The sequence below is a fragment of the Cellvibrio chitinivorans genome (genome assembly GCF_035117775.1).
Classification (GTDB): Bacteria; Pseudomonadota; Gammaproteobacteria; order Pseudomonadales; family Cellvibrionaceae; genus Cellvibrio; species Cellvibrio chitinivorans.
Window position 1 is genome coordinate 33,276 of the sequence record NZ_JAYKKN010000009.1, and the last position, 18,384, is coordinate 51,659.

General features: G+C 44.8%; 11 protein-coding genes. 5 read left to right on the forward strand and 6 right to left on the reverse strand.

Translation table 11 applies throughout. The features are described from left to right. The first annotated feature begins 52 nt into the window (after positions 1 to 52). A complete protein-coding gene (locus tag SPL68_RS17325; RefSeq protein ID WP_323816429.1) occupies positions 53 to 1,282 on the forward strand; it encodes a pectate lyase in 1,230 nt (409 codons plus the stop codon). Positions 1,283 to 1,359: 77 nt separating this feature from the next. Here the strand turns inward: SPL68_RS17325 and waaA are convergent, their stop codons facing one another. The 3 genes from waaA to SPL68_RS17340 all read right to left on the reverse strand — a co-directional run bounded on the left by waaA (position 1,360) and on the right by SPL68_RS17340 (position 6,225). Beyond that, positions 1,360 to 2,634, reverse strand: coding sequence for a lipid IV(A) 3-deoxy-D-manno-octulosonic acid transferase (gene waaA / locus SPL68_RS17330; protein WP_323816430.1), 1,275 nt, complete (start codon positions 2,632 to 2,634; stop codon positions 1,360 to 1,362). 139 nt (positions 2,635 to 2,773) lie between these two features. After that, on the reverse strand, positions 2,774 to 3,199 hold the full coding sequence (locus tag SPL68_RS17335) for a GFA family protein (RefSeq protein WP_323816431.1): 426 nt from the start codon (positions 3,197 to 3,199) through the stop codon (positions 2,774 to 2,776). 365 nt (positions 3,200 to 3,564) lie between these two features. Beyond that, positions 3,565 to 6,225: a choice-of-anchor I family protein gene (locus SPL68_RS17340; protein ID WP_323816432.1), complete on the reverse strand. Its 2,661-nt coding sequence runs from the start codon at positions 6,223 to 6,225 to the stop codon at positions 3,565 to 3,567. A 396-nt stretch (positions 6,226 to 6,621) separates the two neighbouring features. Between SPL68_RS17340 and SPL68_RS17345 the strand changes: the two genes are divergently transcribed. Then, positions 6,622 to 8,766: a methyl-accepting chemotaxis protein gene (locus SPL68_RS17345; RefSeq protein WP_323816433.1), complete on the forward strand. Its 2,145-nt coding sequence runs from the start codon at positions 6,622 to 6,624 to the stop codon at positions 8,764 to 8,766. 90 nt (positions 8,767 to 8,856) lie between these two features. Here SPL68_RS17345 and SPL68_RS17350 read toward each other — a convergent pair whose 3' ends face one another. The 3 genes from SPL68_RS17350 to SPL68_RS17360 all read right to left on the reverse strand — a co-directional run bounded on the left by SPL68_RS17350 (position 8,857) and on the right by SPL68_RS17360 (position 14,093). Beyond that, complete coding sequence (locus SPL68_RS17350) at positions 8,857 to 10,374, reverse strand: family 16 glycosylhydrolase (RefSeq protein WP_323816434.1); 1,518 nt, start codon at positions 10,372 to 10,374, stop codon at positions 8,857 to 8,859. A 755-nt stretch (positions 10,375 to 11,129) separates the two neighbouring features. Beyond that, on the reverse strand, positions 11,130 to 13,292 hold the full coding sequence (locus tag SPL68_RS17355) for a TonB-dependent receptor (RefSeq protein ID WP_323816435.1): 2,163 nt from the start codon (positions 13,290 to 13,292) through the stop codon (positions 11,130 to 11,132). 63 nt (positions 13,293 to 13,355) lie between these two features. Then, on the reverse strand, positions 13,356 to 14,093 hold the full coding sequence (locus SPL68_RS17360; RefSeq protein WP_323816436.1) for a response regulator: 738 nt from the start codon (positions 14,091 to 14,093) through the stop codon (positions 13,356 to 13,358). Positions 14,094 to 14,460: 367 nt separating this feature from the next. Here SPL68_RS17360 and SPL68_RS17365 point away from each other — a divergent pair, with 367 nt between their 5' ends. From SPL68_RS17365 to SPL68_RS17375, 3 genes are all read left to right on the forward strand, one after another. Further along, positions 14,461 to 15,114 carry a GNAT family N-acetyltransferase gene (locus SPL68_RS17365; protein WP_323816437.1) on the forward strand — a complete coding sequence of 218 codons (654 nt, stop codon included), beginning with the start codon at positions 14,461 to 14,463 and terminating at the stop codon, positions 15,112 to 15,114. Beyond that, the gene (locus SPL68_RS17370) at positions 15,083 to 17,161 is read left to right on the forward strand and encodes an ATP-binding protein (RefSeq protein ID WP_323816438.1); all 2,079 of its coding nucleotides are present in this window, start codon (positions 15,083 to 15,085) and stop codon (positions 17,159 to 17,161) included. Before SPL68_RS17365 ends, SPL68_RS17370 begins: the two co-directional genes overlap by 32 nt. Positions 17,162 to 17,369: 208 nt before the next feature. Then, entirely contained in the window at positions 17,370 to 18,344 is a 975-nt protein-coding gene (locus tag SPL68_RS17375; protein WP_323816439.1) for a response regulator, read from the forward strand. The last annotated feature ends 40 nt before the right edge of the window (positions 18,345 to 18,384 follow it).

The window sequence follows — 18,384 nt, forward strand, 5'->3', positions numbered from 1 at the left end:
CCCTATTCGGTCAATCCGTTCATTTATCCCAATAACTGACGAGATTGAAATCATGCTAAAGAAACTTTTTATCACTACTGCACTACTCGGCTGCGCTACCAGCGCATTTTCTGCATCCAATCGCCCGGATGGTTACGTCACGATTTGTAAAATCGGCGAGACCTGTTCGGTAAGCGGCTCCACCAATGTCGCTTTCGGTGCTGCCGATAAATTTGTTTATAAAATTTTAAGCGGCAGCTTCTCTTGTTCAGTCGCTACTTTTGGTTCGGACCCAAATCCAGCCAAGTCAGTAAAAGAGTGTTCCATTCCCTCTTCAGGATCGGGTAATTCCGGCGGCGGTAGCAGCAGCTCTTCAGGCTCCAACAATGGCAGCGTCAATGTCAGTGCATCAGCCGGCAATGGCAGCGCCTCATTGAGTTGGTCGAGCATCAGTAATGCAAATTCAATCGAAATATATATAGATACCGACTCAAATCCCACTGGCCGCGTGCGCATCGCAAGCTTGAGTGGCAGCGCCACCAGCTATTCCGCAACCAACCTTACCAATGGAACCACTTATTATTTCTGGGTGAAATATCGCCTCGCCGATGGCAACTGGTACAACTCCAATGTGGGCTCAGCTACACCTTCAGGTAGCAGCAGTGGCGGAGGTGGTAATAGCGGCAGTATTACTGGAGCTACTTGTGGTTCAGGCGGCAGCACAGTCAATGTAAGTTCAACCATTGTTGTTTCCAGCGGAACCTATGACGGCGGCTGTAAAGTATTTAATGCCACCAGTGCGCTAGGTGATGGAAGCCAAAGCGAAAGCCAAAAGCCAGTATTCCGCGTGGAGAATGGCGCAACGCTGAAAAACGTTGTGCTCGGCAATAATGCAGCCGACGGAATTCATTTTTACAACGGCGGCACCATCGATAATATTCGCTGGACCAATGTAGGTGAAGACGCGATGACGATTAAATCATCCGGCACCGTCAATGTAAGAAATATCTCGGGCTATGCAGGCTCGGATAAATTTATTCAGGTTAATGCCGCATCCACCCTGAATGTTTCAAATTGCATTGTGGATGACATGGGTAAATTCCTGCGGCAGAACGGCGGAACAACTTTCAAAATCACAGTGAATGTTGATCGCTGCCAAATCTCCAATATGGGCGAAGGTATTTTCCGCACTGACAGTTCTACCAGCGTGGCAAAAATTACCAACAGCCGCTTACATGATGCAGGCAGTATTTGTATAGGCAAGTGGGCTAGTTGCACCAGCTCCGGCATCACTAACTATTGATTGCTGCATAATTTCCACGCATAAAAACGCCGGAGAAATCCGGCGTTTTTTGTCACACTATTTGTAATAGCTGAGATTCAAATACAGTTTTTTATCAACGTCAGGGTTTTATCCAAAGCACCGCGATTATCCAGCGCAACCTGCAATGCTTTTTTCCCTTGCTCATTCCGCAGCGTTTCATCTGCGATCAATGTCATTAGTGTTTTTGCCAATGCAGACGCATCGCTCGCCAGCGTCAATGCAGCTGCATCCTGCAACAATTGGGAAACTTCTGCGAAATTAAACAGATGCGGGCCACTTAATAACGGCAAGCCCCAAGCTGCTGGCTCGATAAAATTATGGCCGCCGTTAGGCACGAGACTACCACCCACAAATGCTATATCGCTCGCACCAAACATCAACATTAATTCGCCCATGGTATCGCCCAGCAAAATATCCATATCACTTGATAACTGCCCACGGCTGCGGCGCTGAGTATTAAATCCACGCGCCGCACACAACTGCCCTACTCGCTCAAATCGCTCAGGATGGCGCGGAACCAGAATCAAAATAAATTGCTTTGCGCGCGCACCCAACTGCTGACGCACCTGCGCAAATGCATCCAGAATAATTTCATCTTCACCCTGGTGAGTGCTGGCAGCAATCCAGATTAATTTTTCGCCAGCTGCTGAGATTTGCTGTTTTAGCTCAACAGCCTTCTCGCGCAGTTCATCACTCAACGACAAATCAAATTTAATATTCCCGGTGATGTGTACGTTTGCTTCAGGTAAGCCTAACCCCACAAAACGCGCAGCATCGACTGAATTTTGAATTAACGCCAAATGCAAATCTTGCAGCATGGATGAGCTCAAGCTGGAAAAGCGCGCATAACCCCGCGCTGATTTTTCAGACAGTCGGGCATTAATTAATATTGCTGGGATATTGCGTTTGGCACAGGCTGCCAGCGCATTTGGCCAAAGCTCTGTCTCCATAATTAAATACATGCTTGGTTTGATGCGCCGTAAAAATCTGGCAACTACATCAGGCAAGTCATAGGGTGCATATACGTGAACAACGGCATCCCCCAACGTGGCCTGCACCCGCTCCGACCCTGTTGGCGTAGTCGTGGTAATCACTAATTGAATTTGTTCATCAGCAAGCAAACGGCGAATCAACGGCAATGCCGCGAGAAACTCCCCAACAGAAACTGTATGTAACCAGATCACTTTTTTGGAGGTATTTAACGCAGGAAAAAAACCAAACCGTTCCGCCCAACGCTTGGCATAAGCTGGCGCAGCGATTGAACGCCACAACAAGCGCAACAAGATGAAAGGCAAAAAGAGATAAAAAATGCAGGTATAAATGAGGCGCATAGGGTGATCATTGTTGTTGGTGATTAACCGTCAGAATAACAAATCACCCGCCCTGAGCACAGCTGCAAAGTTTTTTGCCTACAACCGGCTATCAAATGAGCTACACAGTACACATAACCCGTCTAGCAACAATACTTGTTTAAAACTTATCCGGATGCGCGGCAAACTCAGGGCTACCTTGAATATGCGCAACCCAAGCACATCGCTCCTCACAAAAAATTCTATCGTCCGGATTAAGGTGTAAGTCTTCATTGAGGCTTCCGGCTGGAACCACTAAAAATGTTCCTGACCGATTTATATAGGGCACACCAGAACCACAAACTTTGCAAAATTGCTTAGCCCAGCTTTTAGCGGACGCAAGCTCAAACCGTTGAATAAACTCTTCACCGGATTTCCACGCAATATTCTCAGGCTTTGTAAAAATATTCGAAGCATGTGCAGAACCTGTAGAGTGCCTGCACCGTGAGCAATAACAAATATGAAACGAAGAAATTTCCCCATTTACTTCATAAGTGATAGCACCACATAAACACTGACCTGAAGCTCGCTTAAATTCTTGACTCATATTCTGGCCTCGAAATTTTTAATGCCGTTGGGTTGCGATTTTGTCGATTGCCTTTTCGCAGAAAACTTGCAGAAACGCATTGCTAAAACTTAGGTTTACCACCAACCGATATTGAATTTTTATTCTCCATGTAGGTTGGGCTATGAGCCTTTACAGAATATCACTTCAAGATCAGCCTTGGATTCTTTCTTAACTTTACATGCCGAGGTTCGCAAGTTGATTAACAACTCACGGAAAATACTCAATTAACTCGAAGATCAATTTTAGCCATTAACCCGCCAATAACAAAAAAGCCGTGCAGACTTAAACCTGCACGGCTTTTTATTTACTTGATTTTCAGCCCTTTATTCAAGAGCTGGTATCAATTATTGCGGTAAGGCGATGATCGATACGGAACCGATTGGGTCGTAGGAGTAGTCGTCTTTTGCTTCGCCTTCGTCGGCGGTCAAAATAAATTTGCCGTCTGGGGTGAAGGTGAGCATGTCGGGCAATGCGCCTACTTTGGCAATACCAATCAGCTTGTCGGTTGCGGTATCGAATACTACAACTGTGCCTTGCTGGGTTTTGTCGGTTGCTTGCAGTGCACCGGCGAGCATTCCGTTTTTAACGGAAACACTGTTAATGCCGCCACCGTATGGACTCAGGTCGATTGATTTTACAAACGCGAGATTTGCAGGCACGGCAAGGTTAAATACATCGATGCGCGAGTTAGGTAACAGTTCACCGTTGTTCAGCACAAACAATTGTTTGGTAGCAGGATCATAAGCACTGATTTCTGCTGCCGCTGCGCCGCCTTCCAACAGACTGCGCGCAACAAAACTGAATACACCTTCAGCATCGCTTTGGTACACAGTGATGTTGCCGCTGTCTTCGTTTGATACGACCAACAATGGGTTGCTGTTCGGGCTATCCTCAGCGCTGATAAATAAAATGCCTTCTGGTGCATCATCACCTGCGGTTTTCAGGAATTGTTTGAAAGTGACGTTGCTGATGTCAGTGATGTCGTACACCGCTACTGCATCCGCACGTTCCAAACCGATAAATGCATAACGCTTGGTACCGATCATACCGACTGCGATATTTTCCGGCTCTACACCTTTGGCATCGCTGCGATCATCTGGATAAGCGCTCGCCAGATTGGATTGCACTTCCAAATCATTGCCGCTGTCGTAAACTTGTTCACCGGTTGTTGCATTCCAGATACTGAATGAGCGCGCACCAAAGCTCAGCAATTCACTATAAACCGTTTCGGCGGTAGATGATTTACCAAATTGTGTCACCACTAAACGGCCTAATTTTTCATCGGTTTTCAACTCGGTAGCGTTCGGGAAATCTGACTCATCCAAAGTGAGGCTAGATACTTTTACACCCTCAACAAAGTTATCGTAATAGTCGCGCACATCACCTTCGTTAGCGGTGATTACATAATCCATTCCGCCTTCATTAAAGGTAGCAATGCCATCTGGTTGATACATACCATAGACTTTTGGATAAGCAGCGAATTCAACTTTATCGTCTTTATCGCTCGCATCAATTTCATTTCCAGCTACGCCATAATCTTTGAAACCCAATGGGAAAATATTGGTGATAGCAGGAGTGCCATCCAGATTAATACGTGCGATGCCGTTGTTTTCTTGCAGAGTTACCCATGCAGTTTTTGAATCAGCAGAGACGGCGATGTATTCCGGTTCAACGTCGCGCGCCAAATCAGCATTCAAACCAAACACGCGGAAACCGCCTGCTTCCAAATCGGTTTCATCGTTATTGAACGATGTGAAATTCAAGGTGGTAACAGTCAGATTCAGTTCTGGCGTCATATAGTTTTTCATGCCGGGCGATGCGTAGAGCTGGGTAGCAGTACCATCGCCCAAATCGATCCATTCACCACCATCAGGTAGACGACCGTTGGCGTTCACGTGGAAATCGCCGTGGCTCACTTGATCTTTAATCGCTTCAAAAAGAGTGAGTCTGATGGTTTCGTTTTTGCCGATACCAAAAGTTTCAGCTGTATTCAAAATTACATTTGCTGGTGCGTTAGCTGGTAGAGTTGAACCAGCCGCTAAATCTGGCAGCAATACCAAAAAACCTTTACCGGGAATAGTAGTGCCGCCGGGAATTGGCATGCCGGGGTTTTCGCTATCGCTCAGCGCCCACTCACCTTCAGCAAAGGTGTAAGGCTCGGAAGATTTGTTGTACAGCTCAACATAGTCGAAATCGATATCGGTACGGCCTTTTGATACCACTTCGTTAATGACGATATCACCTGCAGATGCTGGTGGGTTTACCACCGGCAATGCGTTGAGCGCACCGGGTGATGCAACCAAGGCTTCATCTTGCGTGTGCCACTCGCCACCATCGGGCAAACGACCAAAAGTATTTACGTGGGTGCCAGCTGCCCAACCTTTTTCATCAACAATTTCGCCTTTGTAGGTCAGCAATGCGGTATCGCCCTTGCCCAAACCAAACTCGCCTGCGCCACCAATGATGGTGCCTGCAGGTGCATCAAACGGCACTGTGGTTTGATCTACTGCGATCAACAGAAAACCATGCGCTTCAATCACAGTACCCGCAGGAATCACAATGCCGGGAACCTTGTCTTCAGTCAGACCTTTCAAATCATTTACTGCCCACTCGTCAGCAGCAAAAGTGTAAGCCGTGTTATCTGCATTGTAGATTTCGATGTAGTCGTAACCGCCGCCGTCTGAACGCATTTCATTTAATACCAGTTGCGGCATTGCAACTGAAGAAGATGATGACGACATATTTGATGATGATTCACTGGACGAAGACAGGCTTGATGCTGAATCAACCGATGAAGAAGCCACAATCGATGAAATAACAGAAGAAGCAACAGAAGACGATGCTGATGACTGAACTGACGATGAAACACTGGAGCTCACCAGTGATGATGACACAGAGCTGGATGATGAATTGTTTGAGTTGTCGTCGCTACCGCCACAGGCGGCCAGCGTTAAGGATACAGCGGCAAGCGTCGCCAGCTGTGGAAGCTGTTGCATGATTTTCATAGTTATTCCTATCGCTTAAAAATAAAAAACACCTGCACTTGGCTCAATACAGAGTCAGGAAACAGGTGATGTGTACTTTTCGGCGACAAGGCTAACCAGCGATTGTGACAATCGCGCAACAGATAGATGACAGAGCAATGACAAGGTAATTGCGCATCCCCCCATAAGATTCCAGCAACACGAACGCACCAATATCGACCACAAACCTTAGCTACACCCCAAAATGGTCATTCAGACTTATAGATTGAAATGCCACTTGCCTAATGCCCCTAATAACCTCAAGATCGCGCGCCCATTTTGAGACATGGCTCACATCCTGCATGGCGTCAAATACAACAACTAAAAGTATTACCACACTAAAACACTACAAACTCTAGAAACAGGTGAAGAAGACCTATGCAACATCTAGTAAGCGACACTATGCAATTGTCGCCCACGGAACGCGGCTGGCTGAATTGGTACGGAAAGACAGGAAAAATCGCGATGGGTTGGTCCTGCTGGTTAAATCGCAACCGCTACCCGGTGATGGAACAGGCGTTTGAAAGCATCGCCAACACTCGCATCAAACTCTTACAACAATGGGTCAAACGCCAATGGGCGCAGCTGGAATCTTGCCGCAGCCAATTGCATCTGCTCGATGACAACTACGAAAACATTCTGCGCAAAGCTTGGCAATCAATGAGTGATTGCACCGAATTATTTGTGATCGACCAACAGGGTAAGGTCATCAATTCAACCTACACCCGTCGCGCAGGCGCGACGGATTTAAACCCGCGCGCAGTACAAACCGGATTGGAAAAACCGTTTTTGCATGGGCCTTATAGCGATACCGAAACATTGCATATCGGCAAGCGCAGCTCGGCATTTCACGATCAAGTTACCTTGATGTTTTATTTGCCCATCGAACTAAGCGATGGCAAAAAAGGTTGCTTGTGCGCACGCATCCCTAACGATGTGCTGGGCGATTTAATCCAGCGCGAAGCCGGACATATTTTTACTGAATCCGGCGATAACTATTTATTTATGGTGAAATCCATTTTTGATCCACAGATCAAAAGCGGTACCGCCCTCTCCCGCTCGCGTTTTGAAGACAACACTTTTTCCCACGGCGAGAATTTAAAATCCGGCATTCACACCGACTGGGGCACAGTCAAAATTCAACAACATACGGAATTTGAAATTCGTTTTACTGATCCAGCTACAAACGAACTCCACCCGGGTGTACGCGAAACGATTCGGAAAGGCAATAATTTATTTGTCACCTACCCCGGCTATTCCGATTACCGCCATATTCCCGTTGTCGGTAAAGGCGTGACCTTTAGCTTGCAAGGCTCACTCGATACTTGGGGCATGATGTGTGAAGCAGACTTGGAGGAAGTTTATCGCCATCGCTCGCTCAATTTTAAATTGATGCGTTTGTATAGCTTGTGTGTGGGCGGTAGTTTTTTAATTAATGCAGCGCTACATGAATACACGAGTTTTTCAAACAGCGTTATTAGCGCAATCACACTGCTCAGTTTATTTATTGGCGGCAGTATTTTTAAAGCGCGTGGGCCGCGTAAGCTGTCGCGTCGCTTAGGCAAGATGACCGAAGTGATTCACACTATCGCCGAAGGTGGCGGCAATTTGCAGCAACGTTTGGATACACGCAAATTAGCCAATGATGAAACGGGCGATTTAGGCCGCTGGACAAATAGTTTTATCGACAACCTTGATCACATCGTAGGTGAAGTGATTGGGGCAGCCGATGAAGTGATGAAAAATAGCGACTCGCTGCTCAAACGCAACTCAGAGGCCAATCAATCATCCAACCATGTTTCCAACTCGATGGAAAAAATGCTGGAATTGGTACACACCCAATTGCAGGAAATCAGCAATGCCTCTGGCACCGCAAGTGATATGAAACGCATTATGGAAGATGTAGTGCAGCAGGCGCGTAGTCAATTTGAATCGGTGCGCACCGGCACCCAAAGCATTCGCGATGTAGTAGAAACCTCGGCGCGCACTATTCATACGCTTAACAATCGCACCAGCGAAATTGGCAACATGGTGTCGCTCATCAGTGACATCACCAGTCAAACCAATTTGCTTGCGCTCAACGCGGCAATTGAAGCGGCGCGGGCGGGCGAACATGGCCGTGGGTTTTCAGTTGTTGCCGAAGAAGTGCGTAACCTTGCCGGAAGAACCGCCAGTGTTGCACAGGAAATTGGTGAGAAAATTGAAGCAATTCGCAGCGAGTCACAAACTGCTGCCGCGTATATGGAAACCAGTGTTGCCGATGTGGATCGCGGTTTGCGTTTGGCGGAGGAAGCATCCACTGACAATTCGCAGCTGCACCATATTGTTGAGCGCATGTTCGATATCATTCACCACATTGATACCAACAGCCAACAACATGGCCATCATGTGCGTGAAGTCACCAGCGCCAGTCACACCATGAATAAAGTTGTACGCGCATTGCATACGAGTTCTGACAGATTAAAAAATACTGCGACTAAATTGCATCAACTTGCCGGTGTATTTCAGGTGACAGCGCGTTAATTTCTTACACTTTCCCGCAATAAAAAACGGCAGCCGCAGCTGCCGTTTTTTCTTCAACATTCGACCTTCAAAATTCAACACGCAACAAATTTATTGATACACGCGAACATAATCCACATACATACGCTGCGGGAATACACTGCCTGCATCCGGGCTGCCTGGCCAGTTTCCGCCTACTGCTACGTTGAGCAATAAAAAGAATGGCGAATCAAATACCCAGGCACCATAACCTTGTACTTGCGCGCGAGTCACTGAGTAGAACTGCACGTTATCGCGGAACCAGCGAATGCCATTTGCATCCCACTCCACTGCATATACGTGATAATTCACATCCACATATTCACCCAGATTGTGCGTGCCCATAAACGGCGTATTGCCTGAATAACCCGGGCCATGCAGAGCGCCGTGCGTGGTTGTAGGTTCATAACCCACGTGTTCCATAATGTCGATTTCACCGGACTGCGGCCAACCCACAGAACTGATGTTATTGCCCAACATCCAGAATGCCGGCCAAATACCTTGGGTTTGCGGCAATTTCAAACGCGCTTCTACGCGGCCGTGGGTAAAGGTTTTCTTGTTCTGCGAGATCATGCGTGTAGATGTGTATTCGCAGCGACCATACCAGCAATTGTAGTTCGCCGGATTTTCGCGGCGCGCTTCCAACACTAATACATTGCTGCCTGCTTGCGTATCGTATTGCACGTAAGCATTTTGCCCGCCAGTGTAGTACTGACGCTCGTTATTGCCCCATCCTCCGCCACCGGTTTCAAACGTCCAATTCGCAGAATTGATACTGTTGAACTCATCGGCAAACACTAATGGGCGGCTACTCGATGCAGTGCGAATCACAATAGAGGTGACGTTATCGTTAAAGCCTTCGTTGTTGAGGCAATCATCATCGGCAGTGACTACGCGTGACGCGCCGGTAAAATTATCGCCTTGATACAACACAGCTTCATAACCCGCACTCACGCGAAGGGATGACATATCGTTATCGATAAATCCACGCGCTTGCAGTGCCGCCAAATTGTATGAGCCGACATCCAAGCCAACCGACCATCCAGTGTAAGGACAGTGTTGATAGACAGTAGCGCGCGCAGTGCCAGAACCGTTGGATACCACTTCAATCCAATTGAAGTTCCAATCAGCTGTTTGTGCAAATACCCCGAGAGCGTAAGTACCTGCATTTAAATTCATGGTACGCGACACTGTTGTCCAAGTTTGCCAGCCACCCGTTGCGGGAATAACAAAATTGCCCAGTGGAATTGCGCCGCCATTTAAATCAACGGAAGCTGTTGCACCATTGGGAGCGGCAACACGCATACGAATAGTGTAGCTACCCGTTGCAGGAATATTTAATCCGTTATAGGTAAGCCATTCGCCCTGTGCAATCCAGCCAACGTTGTAACCACCACCAGTATCGGTAGTTGCTTCTATATCCACTGCATCACCGCGAAATACACCGCCGGTGTTGCCCGGTGTTGTATCGTAAAACGCGTTGTAATTTTCTGCTTGATAAACCACTGCATTGCTGAGCGATGAAAAACCCAAACCGGCAAATAACAATGCCGATAAGAGCGCCCAGCGCATGGATTTTTTATTTTTCATATCCGACTCCGTTGTTATTAACAGTAAATAGTGATCATCATTCCCGACTGCCGATACCTGTAATCATCCTCAACATTTGTGATTACCAAACCGCCGATAAAGCTTCGCCAACTCGCGACATAAAAACACCGCAAAGGAAGGGTTACATCAGATGATCAAACCGAAAAACGTGCGCACAGCAATCAAAAATGCACACCGATTTGTAAGTGCGTTAGTAGCAAGAGCTGTAGTTATTGTTGAGCACTGCCGCAGCACGCAAGGAGTATAAGAAAAAGTTAACGCGACTCAAAGATGGGTAAAACGCAGGAAAACCCTATCAACCAAGAGTTTTTCAGCAACAGGTAGCAACAGAAAAAAATCGCACCTCATATCACCGATGTTCCCACTTTATTTTGCAAAAAATGAAACGATTCTAGCGAAAGACGAATGAAAAAGTGACGATGAGTGAGAACCAATTAAACCTACCTGCGGAAATAAGTAACACTTTTTAATTCACGCACAGACGCCGTAGATAGATGCGTCAATGCGTGTGAATGTGACACAGTTAATGTGCCATGTTGCATTCAAACTGAATCGGCACACGAATTAACCGCGCAATGCCTTTTCGATAGTTGCTATATCGATTTTGCGCATGGTCATCATGGCATTGAAGGCGCGCTTTGCCGCTGCGGGATTAGGGTCGGCAAAAGCGCGCATCAATAACGCTGCGCTTTAAGGGTGAAGATAGCGACGAAAACGAAAAAATGAACTAGACGCTAGTCAAATGAGTAATTAACTGAAGCTCCGTACATCCTCGGGGGGTTATAGAGACCTCTTGGAACCCCAATAAATGAAACTGAACGCTGACGCAGATTGGCTTCATCGGTAAGGTTTTTCACCCACAAGGAAAGATCCCAAGTCGAACCTATATTTAGACCAACGCGCGCATTCGCAGCAAAATAATTGGGAATACTGTTATCTGGCGTATTGTTGGGATTTGAAAAATAATCCCCCGTATAACCATAATCTATATGCCCATAAAACTCTGTTTGCTGAAATACCGGCTGGCGATAATCAAGACCTATAAAGTAAGTGTGCTCTGGAGCATAAGGCAAATAATTATCATCGTAATCAATTCCCGAGCCGCCGCCATTTTTAAAGCTATCAAACTTGGCTTGAGTGTATGCAGTATTAACACTAAGGCTGAGCTGATCCGTAATGTGCGCCGTTAAATCCAATTCAATTCCTTGGCTTGTGACTTTTCCGGCGTTAGTGAGCGATAGAACCGTTCCAGACGACTGTGTAGGTACAAACTGAAAAACCTGAAAGTCATCAAACTTAGTCACAAATCCAATCAGATTCAGCACCAATTTTTTATCTAAGAACTGTGTTTTTGCACCTATTTCATAGTTAGTTGCGTATTCAGGATCAAACTGAAAATGCTCTAACGTAGTAATGAAATCGGCATTCCACCCTCCACTCTTATAACCACGGGCAACACTGGTATAGAGCAGAACATCGGAATTCAATTGAAAATTTATGCCCGCTTTTGGAAGCCACTCATTAAACGTTTTCTCATCAATATAATGATCTACGTTAATAAACAACCCGGAATTATCATTGCTTGAGTAGTCAATGTTTTTTACTTCATGCACGTAGCGAACACCCGCAGTCACACTCCAGCGAGAATCAAAATAATAATTACCATGAAGATACAAGGATTGCGACTGCAACCCTGCAGTCGCAGGCGTTTGTAAAAATGAGTTGGGAGCAGGCGCAAATAAAGGACCTGTAGTAGCACTACGCTGGGTCGAGCTGTCTTGATCTAAAAAATACAGACCGACCACATAATCCACTTGCCCACCTTGCGGTGAAGCTAGCCTCATCTCTTGAGAAATTTGATCACTTTTTTCATCAAATATACTGAAGGCAACATCCAGCGGAGAATAATCTTCCTCGCTTAACTCACTAAACTCATTTGATCGAATACCCGTGATTGATGTCCAGCGAAAATCTTCTGGTGTTTCATAAACTGCCTCAATCGTTGCTCCTTTCAACTCTCGCCACTCATATTCATCCGCATTGTGCGCAACCACAAAGGGTTCAGGCGCCAACGCAAATCCATTGAGCGCACCGCCCGCAAGCGCTTCGGCGTTAGTAGACTGATCATCATCTTTCAAATAATCAAAACCTATATCCAGCTGTAAACTCTCAACTCCTAAATAACGGAGTTTCAGTTTTGCAACATCACGGTTAACGCCCTGCAGCTCCCGCTCCAACGTCTTATTGTAGATATAGCCATCTTGTCCGGTAGAACTAACTAGCAAGCTCGCATATAGATCCGTTGTTAGTGGCAGATTGATTTTCCCGGTAAGGGATTGCAGATCAAAATTACCTACATCACTGCGCAACTCGGCAGAAAAATCTTCCTCTGGTTTTTGAGTAACTATATTGATCGAACCAGCCAGCGCATTAGTTCCCGCTAAAGTACCCTGAGGGCCGCGCAATACTTCAATATGTGCAACATCCAATAGGCTTTGATCAAAACTTGATGAGCGGCCAGTTAAAACCCCATCGATATAAACGGCAACACGCGCATTGGTGCCGATATTACGGGCGTAATCACCAACACCTCTGATAGCAATCTCACCCCGTGTGTTTCTATCGCCTCGACCAAAGTTGATATTGGGTATGGCCGACTCCATTTCTGTCAGCGAACTGGCACCGATCTTCTGTACGAATTCTTTATCGTAAGCACCTATTGCAAGCGGTACTGACTGTACATTTTCATCACGCATCTGCGCGGTTACTAAAACCTCTTCTAGTTCAGGAGAAGTTTTATCTTGCGCATAGGTGTTGATGCTGCCGCTATAGCTTCCTGCAACTATTAATAATTTTCCAATGAATAACGGCAGATTATTTTTAATTTTTATTGCCATGAAAAATGACTCAGGATGAAGGAAAATGGAGATAAAATCAGGTTAGGCTAATAATTATGTAATTCAGGCATAAGCCTTTAAAGCATCTTGTAGTCGCTTTAACGTTAATGGCTTCTCCATAAAGCCAGTAAACCCTTTTGCAATCAGGCCTGATTGATTGGCTCCTAATGGCAAACTGGTTAATCCAATAATGATGGTGTCACTACCAATGCGACTGCGTAAACCTATCGTCGCCTGTTCTCCGTTCATTTTAGGCATATGCAAATCCATCAAGATCAAATCATAGCGCTTCTGCTCACACTTACGAATTGCTTCCATGCCGTTTTCGGCGTAATCCATTTGATAAAAAGGCGACAGCAAGTTTGCTGCTATATCTCGATGAATATCCTCATCATCAACCAATAAAACGGTTTTTATCTCCATTGTTTTTAATGATGAGGCAAGGGAATCATTCCCGTTATTAGCCTGCTGACGAGCTGCATCACCACCCAAGCTTTGGCGCACGCCGTAAATATTAGATTGATGAAGGACAGACATTGACAGTAGGTTTATCTTTTTTTGCACCACCTCCAGATTGGAAACCATAATCTCTGGCGCACTCACCAGCGCATCAATAAGCTTTTCGTCCTCAGGCAAAAGATGGTGTAAATCCGGCGAGTCGATGAGCTGTTTCATTAATTGAGGCAGATAGTTCGCCAATATCCCAGCTTTCATTTTAGAAATGAGTAATGGGGTAGCTATGTCATGAAATAGCGTTTCTGCGCTATGCGGATCGATTTGATTGTTATTTTGCTCTGTCATCACTCGCCAACCTTAGATTCTCAACAGCCTCACTCTTTAACCTTACTCCCTTCATTTAAGACACCTAGTTATTTCGCAACACAGCCATCTTTTATATATCCAGGCACATTTATTCTTGCGCTAATCCATCGCAAAAGTCGTCGACACTCTAAATGCCAACCCACTCGCAGCATTCAACCACTTAAAGCAGAAGCTTTAAAGTCCTGTTTTAGATTGAATACTTTTTGAGCATAATTGAATTCGACGCCACGCTGATTCTTGGCAAGGAGTCTAATCACTTTAGATGGCACATAAACCATCTTTTTTAATTTTCTGCACATTTATCCCTCCTTTTCAATTTAATCCGAACTTAACCAAGAGGTATCATATGTTAACCACTGCCCTTCAAACTCAAGAAAACCAATCAAGCGATTACTACAGTGTAGTAGCCAAAGGGCCCATGTTAGACAGGGTGTACTCCATGCGCTATAGAAGCTATAGCGCTGAAGGGTATATAGAAGAAAATTCTTCACTGAAGTTTATTGACGAGTACGATAACAAGCCAAACAGTACTTGTTTTCTCTTGCATCACCAAAACAAAGCTATAGGTTCAATGCGAACTTGTGTATTTGACTCCAAAGAGCGTCTCGCGGTACCTGTCATGGAAGTGTTTGATGAAGAACTCAGAAACAACATTGGCTATGACAATACTTTTGTAGAGGTTAATAAGTTTGTCATAGATCCTACATTTCAACGGAAAGGCGGTGTTGAAGCTCGCATGTTGCTTGTAGGAACAGTTGTAGAAGAAGCTATTCGTAGGGGCTCTGCAAGCATTGTTTTAGCAGTCAGACCAGCACATATACGTTTTTATAAAATGCTAGGGTGCAATCCGATCTCGGATATAAAATCTTACCCTCATCTATCATTTAAAACCGTACTTATGGCCTGCACTGACATTCAATGGTCAAGAGACTTCATTAGAAGCAAAGTCAACGTAGTAGAGAGACACGATGATCCAGTACTTAATTACGGCTCTTATTGATATAGCCGTTGGATTTTTAGCACTTTCTAAAAAAGATAACCCTGCGGCAAAGGCCCTGGCTCTTACAGTATTTAGCTTGGGAGCTTGGTCGTTAGAGTTATATTTATTAACTGTGATAAAGAACTTAGATGCTTTAACCGTTCTTTTTCATGTCACTCGCTGGGGGATGTTTTTCATCCCCTCCGCGTTTGCTTTTTTGACATGGAGGCTAATCGGTAGCCGCTCAAAAAAATTTAAAAACTATATCGTAGTTCCAAGCTTTGCATTGAGCATCGCACTTTGTATAGGCAATACATTTATTTTCCCGTCAACTCTTAGGCTAGTCGATGGCGGTTATCTCCCAAATACAGATGCTATTTTCTATTTTTTCCTCGTCAATTTTCTTTGGTGCTTTGTCGGATCCATTGGAATGGTGCTCGCCTCTTACAAAACATCCCCCAAAAGAGAAAAGCAACGATTAAAGTGGCTACTCATTACATTAACCGTAAGTTTTGTTGGTGGAACACTTGGAATTTACTCTATGCCAAGTGAATTTTATCTTTCACGATTTGTTGGATCTATCACCAACATAGTATTTGTTGCATTACTATTTTATTCAACGATTCAACATAACTTGATGGATTTCAGACTGGCTATCAGCTTAGGCTTATCAAAAGCAATTGTTCTCGGTTTTTTTGTTTGGTTATATTTTGTTGTTTCATCTGTGATAGGTGACCACACCGAACCCGTAGGTGGCGTAATTGTCCTGTTGCTTTTTGTGACTCTAATGTTAGAAGCCTATCCAAGATTATTGAAATGGCTTATCCCAAATGCAAAAAAAATACTTGCTGGGCACGACTATGATTATCAACGTGTAAAAGAGGAAACTGAAAAGGCTCTGGGTGGATCAATCAATTTTGCTAACTTAATTGATATTTTAGACAAGCTCTTCTTAAAAACCCTGCGCATTACCAATTATAAAATACTATTAATAAAGCAAAGTGTTGATTCGGACAGCAGAGAAAACATCTACAAACAAAACAATCTGATATTTGAATTCGTCTCTGATTCTGACCCACTTGTCAATCACGCCACACACATCAACCAGCTACTAATGGCAGATGAAATGCCAGAAAGCTTACAGATAGAAATGAAAAAGCATGACGCAGCCCTGTGTTTTCCCGTGTCATCAGAGCATCAAGTTATTGCTATTGTAATGATTGGCACCCCCACCAATCTGTCTTACTACCGTTATGACGATATCAAAATATTTGAATGGATAAAAACCGAGCTCGGTCAAGCACTGGAGCGTTTGATACGCCTCAACAGTATGCAAGACCAATTGGGAGAAGCTAAGAAAACCTTGTCCATGCTTAGCCTTATGAACCACTATCATCATGACATCAAAGCTCCGTTCGCTATCATCGACGGAGTTCTATCCAATGACATCTATGACCGCGACAAACAAAAAGACATCGTTTTGGCTCAGGTTGAACGCGGCTCTAAACTGATTGCAACCATGGCCGGCATTCTGGGTGGAAATCACAAGCGCCGCATTCAATCCTGCTCACTGGAGGCGTTAATTCAGGATTGCTTATTTTTGTTTGAAAAGTCGTTTGACAAAATCGAATACAGTTTTGGTGGAGTACCCAATATTAGAGGTGACGCGGAAGACTTGAAAATTCTGTTCATTAATCTAATAAAGAATGCCACTGAAGCTCGACGAGGCGATGTAGAACTGCGCATTTCAGTGAAGTCCTGGTTGAATCACGGTAATGTTTATCTTTCCATCTCCGATAATGGAACCGGAATGACAGAACAGCAGTTAGCAAATCTATGGGAACCCGGTTTTAGCGTCAAAAAATTTGGCAATGGCATTGGCATGCAAGCAATTAAACGTATAGCGGATGAGCATAATGCGCATATCAGTGTAAAAAGCGAGTTTCTTCAAGGCTCCGAATTTACACTTTGTTTTTTTTCATCCCAGATTGCCCATCAAGATGGCGGCGCTACAGATGAACTTGCAGAAAGACGCGCAGGCCTGCAAGAAAAGCGCAATACACTGTAAGCTTCATAGTGCTCACAACATAGCCCCTTGCTGAACTTATAGGATAATTGCTCAGGCAATAACGTGCGTTTGTCGCCAGAATGGCGCTTACGATTCTTCATTTTGATCATGCCACCTCGTATAATCTCTGCATCATTTTTAGTAACGCGGCGCCAGATTCGGGGAGTCTCCAGCTAAAATTACCGTTAAATAAAACTGGATTTGTAGCGTGAAATCAAAAATTCCTCTTTGTTTTTATCCAACTCAGATCGTATTTGTCGATGACAACCCAGAATTTCTGGATGCGCTTGCTACGACATTTTCCAAACAATTCAATATAAAGACTTTCAATAACACAGCTTCAGCGCTGGAATATATCAATGAATACCAGCGTGAAGCAGATTTAATTGCTCAGGATGAAAAGCCGAAGCTTCAGGGTGATTCGGACGCTTGGGTAAAGCAGGTGCTCACGCACAAAAACGTCAAACGCTTTGATGAGATGCGCGTTAAAGAAGTATCGGTATTGATTGTTGACTACTCGATGCCCGACATGAATGGAATTGAGTTTTGTGAAAAAATTAAAAATCCTGCCATTAAAAAAATTCTTTTGACTGGATATGCAACCCCAGCAGATGCAATAAATGCATTCAATGACAACGTCATTCATTATTACTTGAAGAAAAACGATTTGAACATGCTTCAGGATTTGGAAGCGGCAATTAATCGCTTACAACACGCTTACTTTAACGAACTTTCAAGTAGCTTGAAGGCAGCAGCTATTGATAGCGGAACACCATTTTTTGCTGACCCACAATTGGCAAGCTATTTTCAAGAAACCTGTAAGTCACTGGGTGTTACTGAATACTATTACCTAACCAACCCCTCCCGATTTGCATTGCACACACGCGGAAACACAAATTATTCATGCGTGATTTATACAGAGGAAGATCTAGCAGAACACCTGCAAATCCTGCAGGAAGAAGGAGCTCCAAGCGCGCTTTGTCGCGCAATAGAATCGCGCCAGTTCGTACCTTTATTCAAGACAGCAGATGGTTATTATGAGCCGGGGATCGAAAATGCGATTAACTATACCCACCCCGCTACACATGTTTCAGGGCGAGTAGATTACTATTGCGCAGTTATAACAGATGAAAGCACAGCTGAAGCACCTAAACCAAAACCTTCGTCAGGCATGCTTCATTAACATTTTTCATTCAATGAGGGGCGGGAGATTTGCCCCGCCC

What these genes read in the sequence shown, in the direction of transcription:
- SPL68_RS17355 (WP_323816435.1), bottom strand. Translation starts at nt 13,292, where the DNA reads ATGGCAATAAAAATTAAAAATAATCTGCCGTTATTCATTGGAAAATTA.
- SPL68_RS17340 (WP_323816432.1), bottom strand. Translation starts at nt 6,225, where the DNA reads ATGAAAATCATGCAACAGCTTCCACAGCTGGCGACGCTTGCCGCTGTA.
- SPL68_RS17365 (WP_323816437.1), top strand. Translation starts at nt 14,461, where the DNA reads ATGTTAACCACTGCCCTTCAAACTCAAGAAAACCAATCAAGCGATTAC.
- SPL68_RS17350 (WP_323816434.1), bottom strand. Translation starts at nt 10,374, where the DNA reads ATGAAAAATAAAAAATCCATGCGCTGGGCGCTCTTATCGGCATTGTTA.
- waaA (WP_323816430.1), bottom strand. Translation starts at nt 2,634, where the DNA reads ATGCGCCTCATTTATACCTGCATTTTTTATCTCTTTTTGCCTTTCATC.
- SPL68_RS17345 (WP_323816433.1), top strand. Translation starts at nt 6,622, where the DNA reads ATGCAACATCTAGTAAGCGACACTATGCAATTGTCGCCCACGGAACGC.
- SPL68_RS17360 (WP_323816436.1), bottom strand. Translation starts at nt 14,093, where the DNA reads ATGACAGAGCAAAATAACAATCAAATCGATCCGCATAGCGCAGAAACG.
- SPL68_RS17325 (WP_323816429.1), top strand. Translation starts at nt 53, where the DNA reads ATGCTAAAGAAACTTTTTATCACTACTGCACTACTCGGCTGCGCTACC.
- SPL68_RS17335 (WP_323816431.1), bottom strand. Translation starts at nt 3,199, where the DNA reads ATGAGTCAAGAATTTAAGCGAGCTTCAGGTCAGTGTTTATGTGGTGCT.
- SPL68_RS17370 (WP_323816438.1), top strand. Translation starts at nt 15,083, where the DNA reads ATGATCCAGTACTTAATTACGGCTCTTATTGATATAGCCGTTGGATTT.